At 42.2% G+C, this 17,904-nt stretch carries 13 protein-coding genes and 1 pseudogene; 2 read left to right on the plus strand and 12 right to left on the minus strand.

The annotated features are described in order from the left end of the window. Nucleotides 1-744: 744 nt before the first annotated feature. The 4 genes from J2Z28_RS18705 to J2Z28_RS18725 all read right to left on the minus strand — a co-directional run bounded on the left by J2Z28_RS18705 (nt 745) and on the right by J2Z28_RS18725 (nt 4,416). Nucleotides 745-1,740 carry a glycoside hydrolase family 43 protein gene (locus J2Z28_RS18705; protein WP_211083631.1) on the minus strand — a complete coding sequence of 332 codons (996 nt, stop codon included), beginning with the start codon at nt 1,738-1,740 and terminating at the stop codon, nt 745-747. 362 nt (nt 1,741-2,102) lie between these two features. Then, nucleotides 2,103-2,456 carry a hypothetical protein gene (locus J2Z28_RS18715; protein ID WP_211083632.1) on the minus strand — a complete coding sequence of 118 codons (354 nt, stop codon included), beginning with the start codon at nt 2,454-2,456 and terminating at the stop codon, nt 2,103-2,105. Between the two features lie 517 nt (nt 2,457-2,973). Further along, complete coding sequence (gene tnpA, locus J2Z28_RS18720; protein ID WP_211083633.1) at nt 2,974-3,447, minus strand: IS200/IS605 family transposase; 474 nt, start codon at nt 3,445-3,447, stop codon at nt 2,974-2,976. Nucleotides 3,448-3,726: 279 nt separating this feature from the next. Beyond that, nucleotides 3,727-4,416, minus strand: a complete 690-nt coding sequence (locus J2Z28_RS18725; RefSeq protein WP_211083634.1) for an SDR family NAD(P)-dependent oxidoreductase — start codon at nt 4,414-4,416, stop codon at nt 3,727-3,729. A gap of 157 nt (nt 4,417-4,573) precedes the next feature. Between J2Z28_RS18725 and J2Z28_RS18730 the strand changes: the two genes are divergently transcribed. After that, nucleotides 4,574-5,158 (plus strand): TetR/AcrR family transcriptional regulator, encoded by a 585-nt coding sequence (locus tag J2Z28_RS18730; protein WP_211083635.1) that lies wholly within the window; start codon nt 4,574-4,576, stop codon nt 5,156-5,158. Between the two features lie 762 nt (nt 5,159-5,920). Here the strand turns inward: J2Z28_RS18730 and J2Z28_RS18740 are convergent. From J2Z28_RS18740 to J2Z28_RS18760, 5 genes and pseudogenes are all read right to left on the minus strand, one after another. Beyond that, on the minus strand, nt 5,921-6,880 hold the full coding sequence (locus J2Z28_RS18740; RefSeq protein ID WP_211083637.1) for an NAD-dependent epimerase/dehydratase family protein: 960 nt from the start codon (nt 6,878-6,880) through the stop codon (nt 5,921-5,923). A gap of 36 nt (nt 6,881-6,916) precedes the next feature. Further along, nucleotides 6,917-8,107 carry a glycine C-acetyltransferase gene (locus J2Z28_RS18745; protein WP_211083638.1) on the minus strand — a complete coding sequence of 397 codons (1,191 nt, stop codon included), beginning with the start codon at nt 8,105-8,107 and terminating at the stop codon, nt 6,917-6,919. 349 nt (nt 8,108-8,456) lie between these two features. Continuing rightward, nucleotides 8,457-8,597: pseudogene (locus tag J2Z28_RS18750) on the minus strand (GNAT family N-acetyltransferase); the annotation flags it as partial. A 135-nt stretch (nt 8,598-8,732) separates the two neighbouring features. Then, the gene (locus tag J2Z28_RS18755) at nt 8,733-9,896 is read right to left on the minus strand and encodes a WxL domain-containing protein (protein ID WP_211083639.1); all 1,164 of its coding nucleotides are present in this window, start codon (nt 9,894-9,896) and stop codon (nt 8,733-8,735) included. Then, on the minus strand, nt 9,862-10,905 hold the full coding sequence (locus J2Z28_RS18760) for a COG1470 family protein (RefSeq protein ID WP_211083640.1): 1,044 nt from the start codon (nt 10,903-10,905) through the stop codon (nt 9,862-9,864). Before J2Z28_RS18760 ends, J2Z28_RS18755 begins: the two co-directional genes overlap by 35 nt. A 922-nt stretch (nt 10,906-11,827) precedes the next feature. Between J2Z28_RS18760 and J2Z28_RS18765 the strand changes: the two genes are divergently transcribed. After that, nucleotides 11,828-12,280, plus strand: coding sequence for a hypothetical protein (locus tag J2Z28_RS18765; protein WP_211083641.1), 453 nt, complete (start codon nt 11,828-11,830; stop codon nt 12,278-12,280). Here J2Z28_RS18765 and J2Z28_RS18770 read toward each other — a convergent pair. The 3 genes from J2Z28_RS18770 to J2Z28_RS18780 all read right to left on the minus strand — a co-directional run bounded on the left by J2Z28_RS18770 (nt 12,253) and on the right by J2Z28_RS18780 (nt 17,838). Continuing rightward, nucleotides 12,253-14,301 (minus strand): glycoside hydrolase family 16 protein, encoded by a 2,049-nt coding sequence (locus J2Z28_RS18770; protein WP_244988391.1) that lies wholly within the window; start codon nt 14,299-14,301, stop codon nt 12,253-12,255. The two genes, J2Z28_RS18765 and J2Z28_RS18770, sit on opposite strands and share 28 nt — an antisense overlap. A gap of 153 nt (nt 14,302-14,454) precedes the next feature. Then, nucleotides 14,455-15,996 carry a response regulator gene (locus tag J2Z28_RS18775; protein ID WP_211083642.1) on the minus strand — a complete coding sequence of 514 codons (1,542 nt, stop codon included), beginning with the start codon at nt 15,994-15,996 and terminating at the stop codon, nt 14,455-14,457. A gap of 3 nt (nt 15,997-15,999) precedes the next feature. Next, a complete protein-coding gene (locus J2Z28_RS18780; protein ID WP_211083643.1) occupies nt 16,000-17,838 on the minus strand; it encodes a sensor histidine kinase in 1,839 nt (612 codons plus the stop codon). Between the last annotated feature and the right edge of the window lie 66 nt (nt 17,839-17,904).

Here is a 17,904-nt window from a genome sequence, read left to right on the forward strand (position 1 = left end):
AGGACAAGAACTTGGTGCCTTAAAACAGAAAACCCGCGCTGGGTGCGGCTCTAATTGGACTATGATCTAGTCCTCCGACAAAACTTGTTGTACATTGGACAAGAACAATGTTCCTTAAGCTTAAGTTCCTCTTTCTCACCTTCTGATTAGCCTCTCATCTTGTCAGTTATCACATAACATCGTGAATATTTTCTTGTTTAAGTGCATGTGATCAATCTTTAGATGTATTATGTCATTCAACAACAAAAGTTAAACAGGCATCACAATCCATACAAGGGTTTTCAACTTTGGTTAGCATATGTTTCTGTTGCTATGTTTGGGAAACTCTTATTTGTTCAATTTCGTTCCATTGAGGTACAACTTACTTCTACACTTTTTTCTCCTGCAACTCTCAACCAATCAATAAAAAAGTTTGCACAAAATTGAGCTACTATCTTTTCTAATATCCAGAATAATGCGTTCTTATTAATCCCCCTTCACTTCTCATTTGATGACTAACGATTTGGTCTGCAAAATATTCTAAGTGATCTCTTATGATTAATGATAATGGTCCTCTATAGAAAGAATCATTTTCTACTGTTCTACACATAGTGTCACAGTAAAAATATTTTTTGTTCAGCAGAGATTTTCTCCAAGTTTGAGTGACACAACTAATCCTCCTATCAAAAAAGCAGCCCCGTCAGGAGCTGCCTCATGTATTATGCCTTATATTGTAATCTTATCTGTTTCCGCTAACCAGCTAACTTACTCGGCACCCGGATAAGGATTGATCTTCTGGATCGTTCCGTCTTCGTTGTATTTCAGCTCGGAATATTTAACGCAGCGCTTGTGGTTGACGCCTTCCGACAGGGAGCTGTCGTGATAGAACAGATACCACTTGTCTTCAACTTGCACAATGGAGTGATGGGTTGTCCAGCCGATAACCGGAGAGAGAATCTCGCCCTTGAACGTGAATGGTCCCATCGGGTTCTTGCCGATCGCATATACGAGCTTATGCGTGTTTCCTGTAGAGTAGGACAGGTAGTAATAGCCGTTATATTTATGCACCCATGGGCCTTCAAAATATCTCCGTTCCTCATCCCCAGCCAGAATCGGATTCCCGTCTTCATCGACAATAGATATCTCGGCAGGTTTGCCTTGGAAGGATAGCATGTCGTCGCTAAGCAGTGCAACTTGCGGTCCAAGCGCCGGCTGGTCAGGAGCAGGTCCTTCTGCATCTGGCACGAAGCTGCCGGTCTGCCATTTCTCCAACTGGCCACCCCAGAGTCCGCCGAAATAGATGTATGACTGATTGTCGTCATCCACCAGTACGGCCGGATCGATACTGAAGCTACCTTCCATATAATTCGGTTGCGGTGTGAACGGGCCTGCCGGAGACTCTGATGTTGCCACACCCAGACGGAAGATGTCGTCATGATCCCGTGCCGGGAAAAACAGGTAATAGGTATTGTTCTTATAAGCGGCATCTGGTGCCCAGAGCTGCTTGGAGGCCCACGGAATATCTCTCAGATGCAACGCTTCGCCGTGATCAACCACCGGGGAATCGAAGTTGTTCATCGAGAGGACATGATAGTCTTCCATTTTATACTGGTCGCCGTTATCGTTGCTCGGCTCGTCATGATCGAGGTCATGGGAAGGATAGATGTAGATTTTGCCCTCATAGACATGGGCGGACGGGTCAGCAGTGAAGATGTGGGTTACGAGCGGTTGGTGGGGCTTAGGTAGTTGTTGTTGATTCATAAGGCATCTCCTTTGGTATTGGAATAATAAAATACTTCATATAGGGATTACGGTAATTCATTGATTGCATCCTCAGAATTAAAAGCAAGCGTTTACAACCTCTAATGTTATTGTATAAGCCCCGCTTATTCTTTCCTAGTACACATAATAAAGATCTTCCCCCGAAAAAATGTACAATTCCTGCCCATCTCATAATTATTATATTCTACAATGAAGTGATCTTTTTTGCGTTGTCTTGTCGCACATATTATTTCTTCTCCTCTGGATCGCAACCATTATATGTCTTCACAAGTTTTTGAGCTCGTAAGCTTTTTTCTCGAAGTTCTACCGTCTCACGTTCGTAATACACTTTTCCTTTATTATCACTGCACTCTTTCGGAAATATTTTCACTTATTTCTTCAGGATTTTCAACACCAATGATCAACTTTGATATTTTGAACATACCAACTTTCAAGCTATTCAAATCTAAATGAAGAGTTTCAAGCTCATTTTCAAAAAAGTGGAGTTGAAAACCACCATTTGATCTAAATAACCCATTTCTCTTTTCTCCTAATAAAGCACCATATAGTTTAAAAGCATTGGGTATTGGTCTACCTGTTGTTATTCCCTCGATTGAAGAGTATGGAATTTGCAACCCTTTATCTAATTTTATAAAGGGTGAGTTTCCAAAGTCGATATTTACGTAGGTTTCCATTAATTGAATTTTACGTTCCATATTTTGATTCCCCCATTTTCTTTTCAAATAATCCATTTATTTCATAACCCATAATTACATATAATACCACAGACACCTCTTTTATTCATGAAAGTCTAAGCACTGCCCTCCGCTCCTTCGCGGGTTACGTCCTCCTTGTTATATTCCAATTCCAGTCACCTATTAAAGAACCTACGCGTGTAGCATGTAGTGCTTAAACAGGAACTTATCTTTAACCTAAACACTAAGAAAATACTACATTTTCACTGGACAATTAGTTTATTTTTCCTACACATTTGTTAAATGAAATTGCATGAAACTTAGTTAGGTGTTTATCTAATCGGTAATCGGTACAAGTTCTTGTCCTCGACTCGGGACAAGAACTTGTACCAAAAAATCAGGACCACCCGTCCAACGGGTGGTTTGCTCTTGGGGTATAACCCCCTGTTGCCAAACTGCGCCTAAAGACGCTACCCTGACAGCAGGGCTGTTCAGGCTCAGTGTTATTTGCCTCTTTCACTTACCAGTTAAACTGGTTTTACTTCTTTTTGCTTCGATTACTGCTGAATGGATCTTCGTATTCTTTTACACTCAGCTTATCTACCGCCTGATCATGTGCTTCTTGCTCACGAATATACTTTCTTACTGTTGTTTCATTTAAGCCTACTGTACTCACATAGTACCCTTCTGCCCAAAACTTTCGATTGCCGTATTTATACTTGAGCTGGGCATGCTTCTCGAATATCATTAGTGAACTTTTTCCCTTTAGATATCCCATGAACGTGGAGACTGCCATTTTCGGTGGAATCGCTACCAACATGTGAACATGATCGGGCATCATGTGACCTTCTATAATTTCTACTCCCTTGTACTTACATAGACGTTTGAAAATTTCGATTAAATCTTTTCTCACTTGATTATAGATTTCTTTCCGTCTATACTTCGGGGTAAATACAATATGGTATTTGCACATCCACTTTGTGTGAGCTAGGCTATAGCTCTTGTTTGCCATCTAAGACCATTCCTTTCTTTTGAGCCTGAACATCTCAATTTTATCGGAATGGTCTTGGTGGTCAAACCCTCGATCCCTCCACCCGCATAGCGGGTGGTTTTTTGTTTCGCGCGTTTCACGCACTCAACTGGCTAAAGCCATAACAAAAAAAGAAGTCGCTCCTATAGCGACTTCTTCATCTCTTTCAAGCGTTTCTTGGCACAAAATATATGCCTAGATCTCAAGCTCATCTACTTGGTTACAACTTTATGTTGTGACCTGCTAAAATCATCACCAATTTTAAAACAGAATGGTTTCGGGGGTAACACCCTTAGGATACTCTTCCTCCCATACGTTTTTCTCTACATAGGCCTGGTACCACATCTCGGCAATTACATTCGGATCATCAATTGCGCCAGTACCTGACTCCTTGATCAATAAACCTAATGAGCGGTGGCCCACAAAAATCCCTTGGGCAGACAATGAAGTATGAAGATTAGCAACATAATTGCGTAACCCTGAAAGAGCAATACCGATATTCCCCATCATGGACACAGGGTACATGGCGGATAATCCTGAGGTAAAGAGCAAGGCTCCCTCTTTCCTGGTGAGCATATCAGGGAGAACAGCATTGACGACATGGATGGCACTAACCACGTTCGCCTCAAATGCGTCCCTGGCGTTCTCCGCCGTTAACTCCAATACAGAAGTGGGAGGATAATTGCCTGCTGTTGGACTGAATTCCAACACATCAATCTGACCATACTTTTCTTTCATGTTGGTCATAGCCTGTTCAATCTGTTCCTTGTTAAAAATATCTGCTACGAAATAAGATGCCTCGATACCATCCGCTTTCAGTTCATCCACCATATCTTGCAGTTTTGCAACATTTCTTGCAACTAATGCCACTTGGAAGCCGCGCTTGCCAAAGCTCTTCGCAATAGATAATCCTAATCCCTTACCTGCACCAATAATCGCCAGTGTTTTCATTTATGATTCTCCTTTTATGAATGAGTTAGTGAGTTCAATTGACAGTTGTAATTGTAAAACGTACACTTAAAGGACTCAATGGTTGATATAATTCAATGTGTTAATTAAACATCACTTTTGATAAATCCGACTATTATTTATGGAGGGGTAGCACGAATTGGGTAAAGATAAAGTGGATCTGCGCATTCTCAAAACGCGGAAAGCCATTAAAGAAGCGTTTCTAAGATTAGTACAAACCAAAGGCTATGAACGAATTACTGTGCAGGATATTGCCAAAGAAGCGATGATAAATCGCAACACATTTTATTTGCACTATGTAGATAAACCTCAATTCATGGAGAGGTTATTTCAGGAAAACGTGGAGAGTTTAAATGCTTGCTTAAGCCTGGAAGTGAGTTCAATTCATGAGATGGATAAAGATATGTTTGCGACCATGTTAAAAACGATTTTTGACGATATTGAAGCCAATATGATATTTTTTAAGACAATGATCACTCAAAATATTTATCCAAACTTCTCCGTATACTTGAAAGAGGCTTTTAAAACGATCATTTTTTCGGGAATCGGCGATCATCGCCACGATGAGAAGATAAAAATTGGCATCGAATACATGATATCTGGATTGGTAGGAGTAATTTGTCTCTGGATAGTTGAACCGGAGAACTACAGGGTAGATAACTTTATCGAGCAACTGAGTGAAATTCACTATTCTAACATGGTTGACTTGCTGAAGGATACTTGATAATAAACTAGTATGATCTGAACAGAAAGGCTATTCTTGCCGAATCTGATCTGGCTCGACTCCCTGCTTAGATCTGTCAGAACTAGGCAGGCATAGAATAATGTTTGCAGTCAGATACGAAGATAACGGTACTGTCCTTACTCCGGCGTTCTCAACGCTTTCAGGTACCATGAGCCTGTCATGAATCCACATGACAAAAGCTAAGTGGCTATAATGCGAGTCCGATATACTTTGAATCAACTTGCTCAATGGGTAATTTCCACCACTACAAAGCAGAATATCCCCGTTAAGTATAAATCCTCATACATCTTCATATTTGGACACGAACATTTGAATTACTACCTCTGCCAAGAAGCCACAATTCGTGTTCCTAAGCATGAGCATGAGATACCAAGAGCCAATCTACGAAACCGACATCGACAAGTTTGTAAGCACATATTCGCGTCCCGATGGTTGGCGCAGATTGATTGGTCTTTACCGGAAAAACGTTATTTCTAATAAAAAAATCGTTATTCACGCGAATTCTTAAATTCATGTGCTTTTTTCTTGCCACATGATCTTCATCATGATGCTATTTAGATATCTACCTAATCCGAAATGACACAATGTTCTTGTCCTTAAAACAAAAAAAGCCGCTGTAATAGCGACTTTAATGGAACAATGTTCTTGTCCCTCGACAATTTCGTTCTGTTTTTGTTTTTATAAGTTCCCCTTTCTTGCTTTTTTTAGCGATGTCACTCTTCGATCGAATTCATAATAACTTTAAGCCTTGCGAAGCATTTGTCTCTCGCTTAGCTGTGAAAGCATATCCTTCGTCATGGCCTTCAGGTCGTAGCGAGCATGAAATCCCCATTCTATTTTCGCTGCCGTTGCATCAATGGAATGCGGCCAGCTATCGGCAATCGCCTGTCTCTTCGGATCAACGTCATAATCGAGGATAAAGCCTGGAAGCTCATCCCGAATCGCCGCAGCGATCGCCTCCGGATCCACGCTCATTGCGGTGACATTAAATGAATTTCGGTGCATCAACCGGGAAGAATCCGCTTCCATCAAATCGATGATAGCGTTCAGGGCATCCGGCATATACATCATGTCCATGTTTGAGTCCTTGGCGATATAAGATGTATACCGGCCAGCCGTCACGGCTGCGTAATAAATTTCCACGGCGTAATCCGTCGTTCCTCCGCCGGGAGGCGTCATATAAGATATCAAACCCGGGAATCGCAGTCCCCTAGTATCCAGGCCGTATTTGTGAAAATAATAATCACAAAGCAGTTCGCCGGACACTTTGTTCACGCCGTACATCGTATTGGGCCTCTGGATCGTATCCTGAGGGGTATTGTCTTTCGGAGTCAAAGGACCAAAAGATCCTATGGAGCTTGGAGTGAAAAATTGGCAGCCGAGCTCCCTGGATATTTCAAGTGCATTCATCAATCCACCCATATTCAAATTCCAGGCAAGCAGCGGTTTCTCCTCTGCGGTAGCCGACAGCAGCGCAGCCAAATGGATGACGGTATCAACTTCGTACCGCTTGGCGATTTCGAACATCGCCTTATCATTCGTCACGTCCAGCAGCTCGAATGGCCCCGATCGGGTAATTTCGTGGGCTGATGACCTGAGATCCGTAGCAATGACGTGATCCGCACCATAAATTTCACGTAATTTAACAACTAACTCAGAACCGATTTGGCCCAGTGCTCCGGTCACCAAAATCTTGTTCATAAGACATTCCTCCCGAAATGTACTCCCGCGAATGAGCTAAATCAACTTCATTTCCTTGCCAACTTTCTCATAAACGGAAATCACCTGGTCGAGCATCTCCTTGGTATGGGCAGCTGTCGGCATGTTGCGTATTCTTCCGGTTCCTTTCGGAACCGTCGGAAACAGGATTGCCTTGGCGTAAACTCCTTCTTCATAAAGCCGTTTGCTGAACTGTTGGGTGGTTACTTCATCGCCAATGATACAAGGTGTGATCGGCGTTTCGCTTTGGCCTACATCATATCCAAGCCGGCTCAAGCCATTTTTCAAATCATTGCCGTTCTCCCACAGCTTCTCGATCAGCTCTTTGTCATTCATCAAAATGTCGACAGAAGCGCTGCAAGAAGCGATTGCAGCCGGAGGTAGCGATGTCGAGAACAGAAACGGACGGCTTCTCAGCTTCAACCATTCGATCAGTTGTTTTTTACCCGCCACATAACCGCCGACAACGCCAATCGCCTTGGAAAGAGTACCAATTTGAAAGTCAATGTGGTCTGACAATCCAAAATGCTTCACGGTTCCCGCACCTGCTCCGAGAACGCCCGAACCGTGGGCATCATCCACATAAGTAATCAGATCGAATTCTTCTGCTATTTTCACGATTTCAGGCAGCTTTGCTATATCACCATCCATGGAGAAAACCCCGTCGGTGATGACCATAATTTTATGGTACTGACCGGATTCCTTCGCATCTTTCGCCTGCTGTCTTAAATCATTCATATCCGAATGCTTAAAGCGAATCACCTTGGCTCTCGACAGGCGGCAGCCATCAATAATCGAAGCGTGGTTCAGCTCATCTGATAAAATCGCATCATGCTGGTCCATTACCGCGGATATAGCAGCCATATTGCAGTTAAATCCCGATTGATACACGATAACGGCTTCCGTTTTTTTGAAACGGGCCAGTTTTTCTTCAAGCTCAATATGAAGATCCATCGTACCATTAATTGTTCTCACAGCCCCTGCGCCTGCCCCGTATGTCTGCGACGCCTTAACTGAAGCATCAATCAGGCGGTGATCTGTTGCCAGTCCCAAATAGTTATTGGAAGACAAATTGATTAGGGACTTTCCGTCGATACGAATAACAGGACCATTTGCACCCTGCAGCGTATCGATGACGTTATATAGACCTTTAGTCTTTAGATCTTCGATGTTCGAATTTAAAAATTGGTCCAATGCTTGACTTGACATTCCATTCCCTCCTCGATATACGTATGTCCTCGTACAGGAGACATAGTATTCTTCAAAAAAACCTTGTTATAAAAGGAAATAAACTAATTTAAATGTATCATCATTTTTATTTTTTGTACACATGTGGCGGACAAAAAATAAAAAAATCCGCAAAAAAAAATAGCGATTGCTTCCCCCATTCTCGGAAGCATTTAGTCGTTGAACTATCCTGCTCGTTAGTTAAAACGAAAAGCAGCCAATCACATTGATCAGCTGCTTTCTTTTCCTATTATTGAGCTAACGTTTCCCGTCTTACTATACTCTATAACGTAAAGCTATAAGGACGCAGTACTACTCATATTCTAAAGAACTAACTGTTTGGGTTAAAAATCGCGAGTATCTGATGATCCTCCCATTTTCCATTAATATGAACATTCTGTCGAGCAATGCCTTCTTTTTGAAAGCCAACCTTCTCAAGCACTCGAATTGAAGCGATATTATGCGTTATTGCCCTGTTAATAAAGACAAAAAGAAGTAACCCACTCACTGATGTAGCCTTGAGTTGGGTTACTTCTCTTCTTATGCAAAATTGTATTATATTAAAACGGTAGGTAAGGAACTCAACTCTGAGTTCCTTGCCTATTTTTTAAAGCCCAGTCCCAATCACATAGTTAACTGTAGCTTTGTATACTCCTGATCGAGTACCAACCATCTGACCCACTTGGATGTTACCGTCACCTTCTTTGCTTACTACCTCTAGAGTTTTAGGTACGGTAAGATGATTTTCTACTCGATAATTATATGATCCCGATCCAAATCCCGGATCAGCACTAAGTATAGTTTTACTTGCACTACTCAGCGTAATACTTCCTGTGTTAGGTCCATAAGTTGGATCTACGGCCTGACCAGATACATGTGTAAGTTGTGTTGTTTGCAACGTTACCGCAGAGGCAGGTAACTTTAGAACAATTGTAGCATTAGTACCAGAAGGATCTACGAGTTGTTCACTCATGAAATCCGTTAAAGATACCTTTAACTTCCATCCTTTAGCTTCCCCAGTATTGTCTGTCACGGAAGCGTTACTTGAAGTCTGGCTAATCATTGTTTTATTGTAGTCCAATTCCACATCATTAAATGAACCTGACGATATGTAAAACTCGAGCTCTCCTCCAATAACTCCTACTTGAGTATCTCCTGAAACCGGTACAGTATTGGACGTTGAATTAACTTCTACGTTATCTATAAATAATTTATAAGAGCCACCGTCTTGAGAAATGATTGAATCAAATCGAATTTTGAAATTAGTAGCACCTGCTGGTGGAGTTGCTCTCAGAATGAAGTCTGAGTATCCTACTGTTGCTGATGTTACAGGACTGCTGGTTACTTCTCCTACTAACGTATCGGCATTGTCGTAAAATACGATTGCATAGTTAAGACTTGCATCTGCTATATTTACGATTTTACTTTTAAACTTAAGAGTTAATCCTTGACCTTGTACGATTGGATAACTATCGCTAATTACTCTAAGGTTATCTCCGGCAAGACTGGCACCGTTTTCTGCTAAAATCTGAGCCTGACTTCCTTCGTATGGATCTTCACCGGTGACCGCTGCTTGTAGGGACTGAGGGATATTACCTATTGTCCCAAAGGACCAATTCGCACCAGAACCTCCAGCTGCAGGACCCTCGAATCCTCCATTTTGAATTAAGTTCGTTGCTGCTGTTGCTTGACCTGATCCTATAACAGACAGTGCTAATGCTGCTGATAACAAGATGTTAGGTAACTTCTTTAACACGTTCTTCTTTCTCATCCTTTTTTCTCCTTCTTAAAAGCAATATTATTATGACAATCATTAAAAGTATAATGATCGATATAACTACGATGATCCAAATCCAGAACTCTTTAATGAATGCCCAAAATCCTAAATCATAGGGGTTACCTACGTTATCAGCTTTGTCCATCGCGTTCATTAGATCTGCAGTGGTTACTTGGAAATGATATGTACCTCTTAAAGTTGCTTCATCATACTTAACTTCATACTCTAATTCATACTTTCCAGGTGTTAGAATATTGGGCACATTTAGATCGTAAAGACCCGTTGTTTTAACATACACAGAATCCATAGTGTAAGTCTCTTTAACAAGTACAGTACCGTCCTTGGCTTTCAATATTAAAATTCCTTGAGGCTTCTCAAGAATAGTACCTTTATTTATGTGAGGTACAAAAACGGTTAGCAATCCATCATTATTGAATGTATGAGATAACTTTCCTATATCCATTTTACGAGTGGATTTCTCGATATCCACATTCAATACAACTTGCAAGGGTAATTGAGTGTTGAAATTGGTTTGTGTGCTCATGCCAGAAGTTACGGTCGCTTCTTCAGCAGGAGTGAATTCCTGAGACACTATCGCAGCTATGTATTGACCAGGTTTAGTATCTTTTGGGACGTTTACAGTAAATACAAATTCTTTACTTTCATTAGGTTTTAACTTTACTTTTTCAGGAGTTTCTTTTATCCATGTTCCAAATAAAGATGGAACATTCTCTTTAAGTGGATATGTCCAACCCCCTCTTAGATCGGAAAGTACATCCGTGGGGTATATTGTAAACTCTTTTTCTTTCTTACTAACATTATTTACTTTTACCTTTACTTTTACTTCGTCTCCTGGCTTAACGGACTTCATAAACCCGGTAGAACTTTGGGAGTTTTCAATAGAAGCTGTAAAGGAGCTTATGCTATTATCTGCGTACGTCCTTGTTGAATACATGATAAAAGAAACTAGAATCATCAACATTAGTATTTTAATTTTATTCATTTGACATATCTCCTAAAGCATACTGAATGAGAACCAAATGAAGTGCAGCTACTGGTCTCTGTCAACATGTGTTTTACTCCTCATAAAGCAGCTGCCTCGTATTCTTATTTTCCTTTGCTATACGTCGCTTCGCATCACGGAGAATGAAGTCTCGCTGACCATCTGTGTCGTCAGAAAACACGGTTCTATGAATGACAATTAGCTCTAAAAGCTTTTGTGTCTTTGGATTTTTCATCGACTCTATGTAAGAGACGTTCTATAAGATGGTTTTGCTTATTGATCGCTCCAATTGATGGCTAAGAAAGGGCGATTTGGTTTTAGTCATTTGTTAAAACAAATGCTCTGCTTCTGCAATCCTTTTATGATCCTTGGGTTTCTGAGATAAGCTGCTGCTGCGCAGCGAAGCCTACGAGATCAATACATTTTTCTGGTAGACTTCCCATGATTGCATCCTCCTTCCTAGATTTCATAATGGGCCTCACGTACCTTTCATTGGTTAGGGAATTGTAGTAATGTTCTTCAATAAGAAAAAATTACTAGAATAATATTATCACAAGTTTGACACTAAAACACCTGACTTTGTACACTTTTCATTAATTTTTCAAATTTGATTATAGCTAATTTGAAATAAACAACAAAAAAAGTGTTCTATTCAATAAATAAGACAAAAGAACTATTATGACACAATAGCGTTGATTGAACAAACATAAATAAAGATATTATGATTGAAAACATTAAGTAGTGCATTGTGAGTCCGCAAGAAGATCTTACAAACCTACATAGAAAAAGTTCTCTGACCCGACATGATTCATTCGATTTACTGTACAGATTTCAAAAAAATATCTCAATAACGCATGTGCATCAATCCGAATGCCGTATACTCTAAGGATTAACATGGTTAATTGGATCATTGGCAGCATAAATGTACAAATTTGAATCGATTGGCTCAACATTAGTTAATAAAATGACCATTCTGTTATACGAGTCGTTCACAGCACCATTAGGTCCATTTACATTGGTTAATTGGCTCAAAGCGTCAAATATAACAACTGATCAATCGGACGAAAACTGCGGGTTTGCTAAAGTGGATCGCCCCTTGCTGCTATTCGTTATTTCGGGATGTTCATTTAACGAAGCTAATAATAAGCCGCTTTTCCTCGTGAATGTAGATGCACCAACTGAGGTCATAATTAATGAACCGATTACTGTAGATGCCTTCTTACGGAATAATTCAGGACTCCTCCTGGCAACAAAAGGTTGTGACGGCGGGTACAACATCAATTCAAATGAACAAGCCGTTGATCATCACCAGATCAACGGCTTGTTCATTGCGAAACTACTGTTTTATTACTGTTCTTTATACACGCGTACATAATCCACTTGCATAGTCGCCGGGATATCGGAGGCGTTCGGGGTACGGCCGCCGTCAAAGTTTCCGCCGACTGCCAAGTTCATAATGAGGTAGAACGGCTCATCGAAAGGTGCATTCGGATTATTCGGTGCAGCTGCGGAATACCACTGCTCGTTAGTGACTTTATAGAAAAACTTACCGTCTACATACCATTTAATATTGTCCTCTTCCCAGACTACCGAGTATACATGATAATCATTGGCAAAAGTTTGCCCCTCAGGGAAGTGATAATCGCCGCCCGAATACTGGTTCCCGGGCCATTGTCCACCAAAGTGTATGGTACCGCTTACTGATCCAGGCAGACGGCCTCTCGCTTCCATAACATCAATTTCTCCTGATGCAGCCCAAGTGCCGTATACCGAATCTTTTGGAAGCATCCACAGTGCTGGCCATACACCATCACCTGTAGGAAGCTTGGCACGAAAATCTACTCTGCCGTACTTCAAGGACAGTTTATCCTTGGTGTTAATCTTTCCCGAAGAATACTGTGCATACCGATTTGGATCCTGCGGGAAAGATTTGCTATCGTTCATGGCTTTGATATTCAGCTTCCCGTCCTGTACATAAATATTTTGAGTGCTGTTCGTGTAGTGCTGCAGTTCTGCATTTCCCCATCCCCAAGTAGCGGGATCGTTGTTGAGATAATATCCTGTTTCATAGTTCCATTTGCTTGTATCCAGCGTAGTTCCGTTAAACTCATCCTGCCAGATGAGGTTCATGCCCGCGATAGCCGGGTCGGTTGGTGTTCCGATTGAGATATCCTCTTGATCGGATACATCAGGACGCGGGGCATTTGGATTGCCGATGAAGGTATAGTTGACGAAGTTGTTGCCAATATTTCCACCCGCCTGTCCGTTCAGCGGATATCCAATACGGATCTGCATATTTTCTTGGATTGGCTGGAACCAAAGACCATAGATATGATCGGCCCAGTAACCCCACTGGTTGGCATCGGACATATTGTTATACCCATTACCGGAGTATGCAAATTTGCTCTGGCTGGAGTTACTCAAATCAACCCATTGCCCATTAATGTTAATCTGGTATACAAAATTGTCCAGTTCCTTGGCGATTGGCGCGCCCCCATCAATTTTGGGAAGCGGAACCCCAATGGAACCATTCGCATCTGCTGTGAAGGTTGTTCCTTCGTATGGCGTAATGATATATGAATTTCTTGTAGGTTCATTAAACGTAATGGTATAAACAAGATTAGCCGAAGAAGTCTTTGATTCTAATTTGACATTGATCGACTCCTTTACGTTAAACCAGTACCCACCGCCGCCATCAGTGAATTGGCCAAAATTGTGATCGTAGATCCAGCCGCTGGCTGCGTTATTGTCAATATCAATCCAGGTACTGCTGTTTACAGGTTTGACATACACCTTCAAATCATCCGCAACAGCTTCATAAGTGACCGCAGGATTATTGTTGAACGTTGGATATGTAAAGCCTGCACCGCCTGTGAAACTTGCTGTGATTTGTGGACCTTGTGTCGGATTTATCGCTGTGATGGTTGTTTTGTTGATGTTTTGGAATACAAGTTGATACTCCAGCTTAACACCATTCGCTTTGGAGAACAGTTGAATCTCGGTTGTTGCGGAGAGGGTGAACCAATAGCCATTGAAGCCGCCATCGCTCCAGTGCCCCCAGTTTTGGTTATAGATATAACCGCCTGCCTGGTCGATATCAACCCAGTTGTTGCCCACTTTTACATTAACGCCTACATCACTGTAAACATCATTCCATGTCGCGGAGCCTCCATTGAACTTAGGCATAACAAATCCGTAGCTGGCCTTGCCAACCCCTGATTTTGAAATAACAGGCCCGTCTGCTGGTGAGAAGTACTCCATTGAGGTTACGGTAGTTCCCGCTGCCTGAACCTTTGAAGCTGGCAGTATGCCAATACTAGCCAGCATCACAACCACAAGGAACATACCGAGTACCTTTTTCATAAACCGTTTCGACGTAAAGTGAGATGGTTTCATGATTGCCCTCCTTTGATAGGATAATAGTTTCTCCCAATCTATGCGTATAAAGGTAATCGCTTACATCGGGGAACATCTTTATTCTATCGAATAGGTTCATTTGCTGAAAAGGTACAATTGTTTTTGTGGTATCCCATTTTTTTGGCTTTTGATTCAATCTGCCTTCTGGCGCATCATTTGTCGGTACTCTGTGGGTTGGATCTGCATCACAAGTCGGAACGCGCGTGCAAAGCTTTTGTAGCTTTCATATCCAACCATAGCAGCCACCTCCACAATTTTATGATCGGTTTCGGCGAGAAGCCGCCGTGCTTTATCCAGACGCACATCTCGTAGGTATTCAGCAAAACCTTTACCAATATTCTTCTTAAATAGATTTGAAAAATAAGCATAATTAAGCGATACATGATTGGATACCATCGCGAGGTCCAGCGGTTTGTGGTAACTCTCGTGTATAAAACGAATAGCTTCATTTAGATCCTGCGAATGGCGATAGCTGCACTTATAGTCATAATATAACTGATTCAGCCGAAGCAGCTGCTGTTGCAGTGCTTGTATATAATCACGCATCCCTTGATAATCAAAGAGATTACGCAATGATTCAAGGTCCAACACTTCTTCCCCCATATAAGGGTGGATAACTCGTTGGTATTCCTCCATCATCTGAACGGTGGCGGCGCAGAGCTGTTGGGTATAGCGAATAGGATAACGTTGCAGCACCTTTTTGTGAAATATTGCAGAAATACCCTGAGTAATTGTTCCGCTGTTATCTGTTCCAATCGACTGGAACAGTTCATATAAGTTTTCATAGGGAAGTTGCCACTGCTGTTCCATATGCTCAATATGTGCTGGGAAGATACTGTACTGATCAGGAAACAGGTAACTGTGGCGATAGAGCTCAAGCACTTGGGTATAGCTGTCGGGTAGTTCTTTTAACCCCTGAATCGGGTTAGTCATGGCTGTTATGGCATCGATCTTTGCTTCCTTGAGCGCTACAGGCAAAACACTTGGATCAATGGACGCATCTACCGCAAGGATCAGGTATGGGCGATGTTGCAGGCAAATACAACCTTGTCTGCCAAACACACGATAAGCAATGGCTTCCATGCTATGGGCGCTGTTGGCTCCGGGCTGGTTCATGCAAACATCTTCCCGCAGCAGGGCTAGCCGATAATTACGCCATAACGCATCATTTTGTTCCTCAATCTGAAGGATCCATGCGTCATCACTTAACGCACCTTGCATAAACATTCTTAATTCTTTACGATCGGTCTCTTGGGCGAGGCGGGATACACGCTGCATATTATGCGTAAGTGCCTGCCGTGTCTGGATATCTTGCCATACATGCTCCAGGGAATGTTGCAGATCCTCTCGCTTCAAAGGTTTGAGCAAGTAACCCTTTGCCCCAAGCCCGATCGCTTTTTGGGCATATGTAAAATCACTATAACCGCTAATAATGAGGTATTCCACATCCATGTATTCCTCTTTGGTTTGAGCCATGAGTGCCAACCCATCCATATCCGGCATCATAATATCGGTAATAACAATGTGAATGCAATGCTGCCGCAATAGGCACAGCGCCTCAATCCCGCTCGCGGCACAGTATATGTTGTTCAGCTCCAGAGGAAATTGATGCAGCATGGCCTGCAGGCCGTCACGAATGTGTTTTTGATCGTCCACAATCAGGATATTCATCATGCTCTACCACCCTCCAAGATTTACATTTTCCCAAGGCAAGCGTATCGTTACGCAGGTATATGCACCTTGCACACTATCAATCCAAAGACCGCAATTCTTGCCATAATGAAGCTGCAATCGCTTATTCACGTTTTCCAAACCAAGCCCGCTCCTGCTAGTAACCATCGGTGTATCCGATTCGCTCCGCAGTACTGCCTGAAGACGGTGTAACATCTCAGGCTCTAACCCCTTTCCGTCATCTCTTATGTTAATGAAAAGCAGACTGTCATTCTCCACAGAAAAGGTAATCTCTATAGTTACCCTGCCGCCTGAAGGTGCCCCGTGGTGAACTGCATTTTCAACGATGGGCTGCATACACATCTTGGGAATGGCGTAGCGAAGTATCTCCTGAGGAAGATCCGCCGTCATAACGATACTGCCGCCTTCCATAAAGTTGATAAATTCAATATAACTTTGGATATTGGCAAGCTCCTCACGAAAAGCAACGGTATCGCTACGCCACTGCATGCTGTAACGAAGCTGGGAGCCCAATGACACCAATGAATTGGCTATAGCAGGCTGCCTCTGTACCTCTGCCACCATACGGATCGATTCCAGGGCGTTATATAAAAAATGAGAATTAATCTGCGAATGTAGGGAGTGCAACTGTGCGTTTTTGGCAATTAACTGCTTATCCACGACCTGTGTCATTAGACGTTTGACCTCATGTAACATGTTATTGTAATTCACCGCCACCTCATCGATTTCATCCCCTCTTTCGTTCTCATCAAGGCCTGTATCAATCATTGAATCCAGCTCGCCTTTCCGTACCTGACGCATGGATACCAGTACGCTGTCCAACCGCCGGAAAATACGCCGCGTCGTTTGGGATACGAGTAACATAATCAGCAGCAATACACATAATGTAATCGCTACCACAAATGTATACCAACTGCGCGGCCCCTTCATCAATGCCTGATGGGAAGCAATCTCGACCACATAAGTGTTCAACGGAGCGATGTATCGATACAATGCATAGAAGCTCTGATCTCCCACCTTAACCTGAAGCGGGCTTTCCTGCGGCAATATATCCAGCTGTCGATGAATACTGCCAAGGATCTCCTCCATCCTCTGCCCGTACTTCTCAGAAAACTCATGCTGGGGATTGTAAACATACTGAGGAGGATCGCTTGCGTTCATCAACACCGAAAAGAAGTCCCCCTTGCTCTCCTGGAGCAGGTCGCTGAAAAACATGCTGTGCGGGACTCGCACTTCCATAATACTAGGGCGTTTTTGTTCCTGACCTTGAAGGCGAACCAGACGATAGTAGGATAATGTGTGTTCACCATCCCTAAAAGAAAATAAACGGTAAGCCGCACCACCTTCGTCCCGAAGCTTTACCCAATAATCCTGCGGCCAAAATTTCTTATAATGATAGATTTCAGGCCAGATTTCATACAAGTTTGGGTTATCAACGTAAAAGCTAAGCTCACTGATCATCGCATGGCTTTGAATGATATTAAGCATTTGCTCAAACTGGTTTTGCTTAAACTTCACCAGACGCAGTCCATCCACAAGCATATTGGAATGAATAAAATCCACAAATGACTTTTGAGTAAGGGCTGTATTGGAAGCGTTCTCAATCATATCCATTCTTCTGCGCAATTGTTCATTCAGCCATGAAACGTGGCTGTTGCCCGTTGCCATAGCATCCTTATATAGCTGGGTTTCTTGCATGCGGATATACACAAAGGATATCAAAATAACAGGTATGGCTATCATCAGGCTAAATGCCAGAAACAGCTTTTGGGAAATACGGGCATTGCGATAAAGCTTCCTCAATCTCGTTAGCAGGTATTTCATTCTGATGTATTCACCACCTTTGTTATACCATATATTACTAGTTAGCTGATAATTAACAATGTAGTA

This window comes from Paenibacillus xylanexedens, assembly GCF_017874615.1.
In the GTDB taxonomy this organism is placed as follows: domain Bacteria; phylum Bacillota; class Bacilli; order Paenibacillales; family Paenibacillaceae; genus Paenibacillus; species Paenibacillus xylanexedens.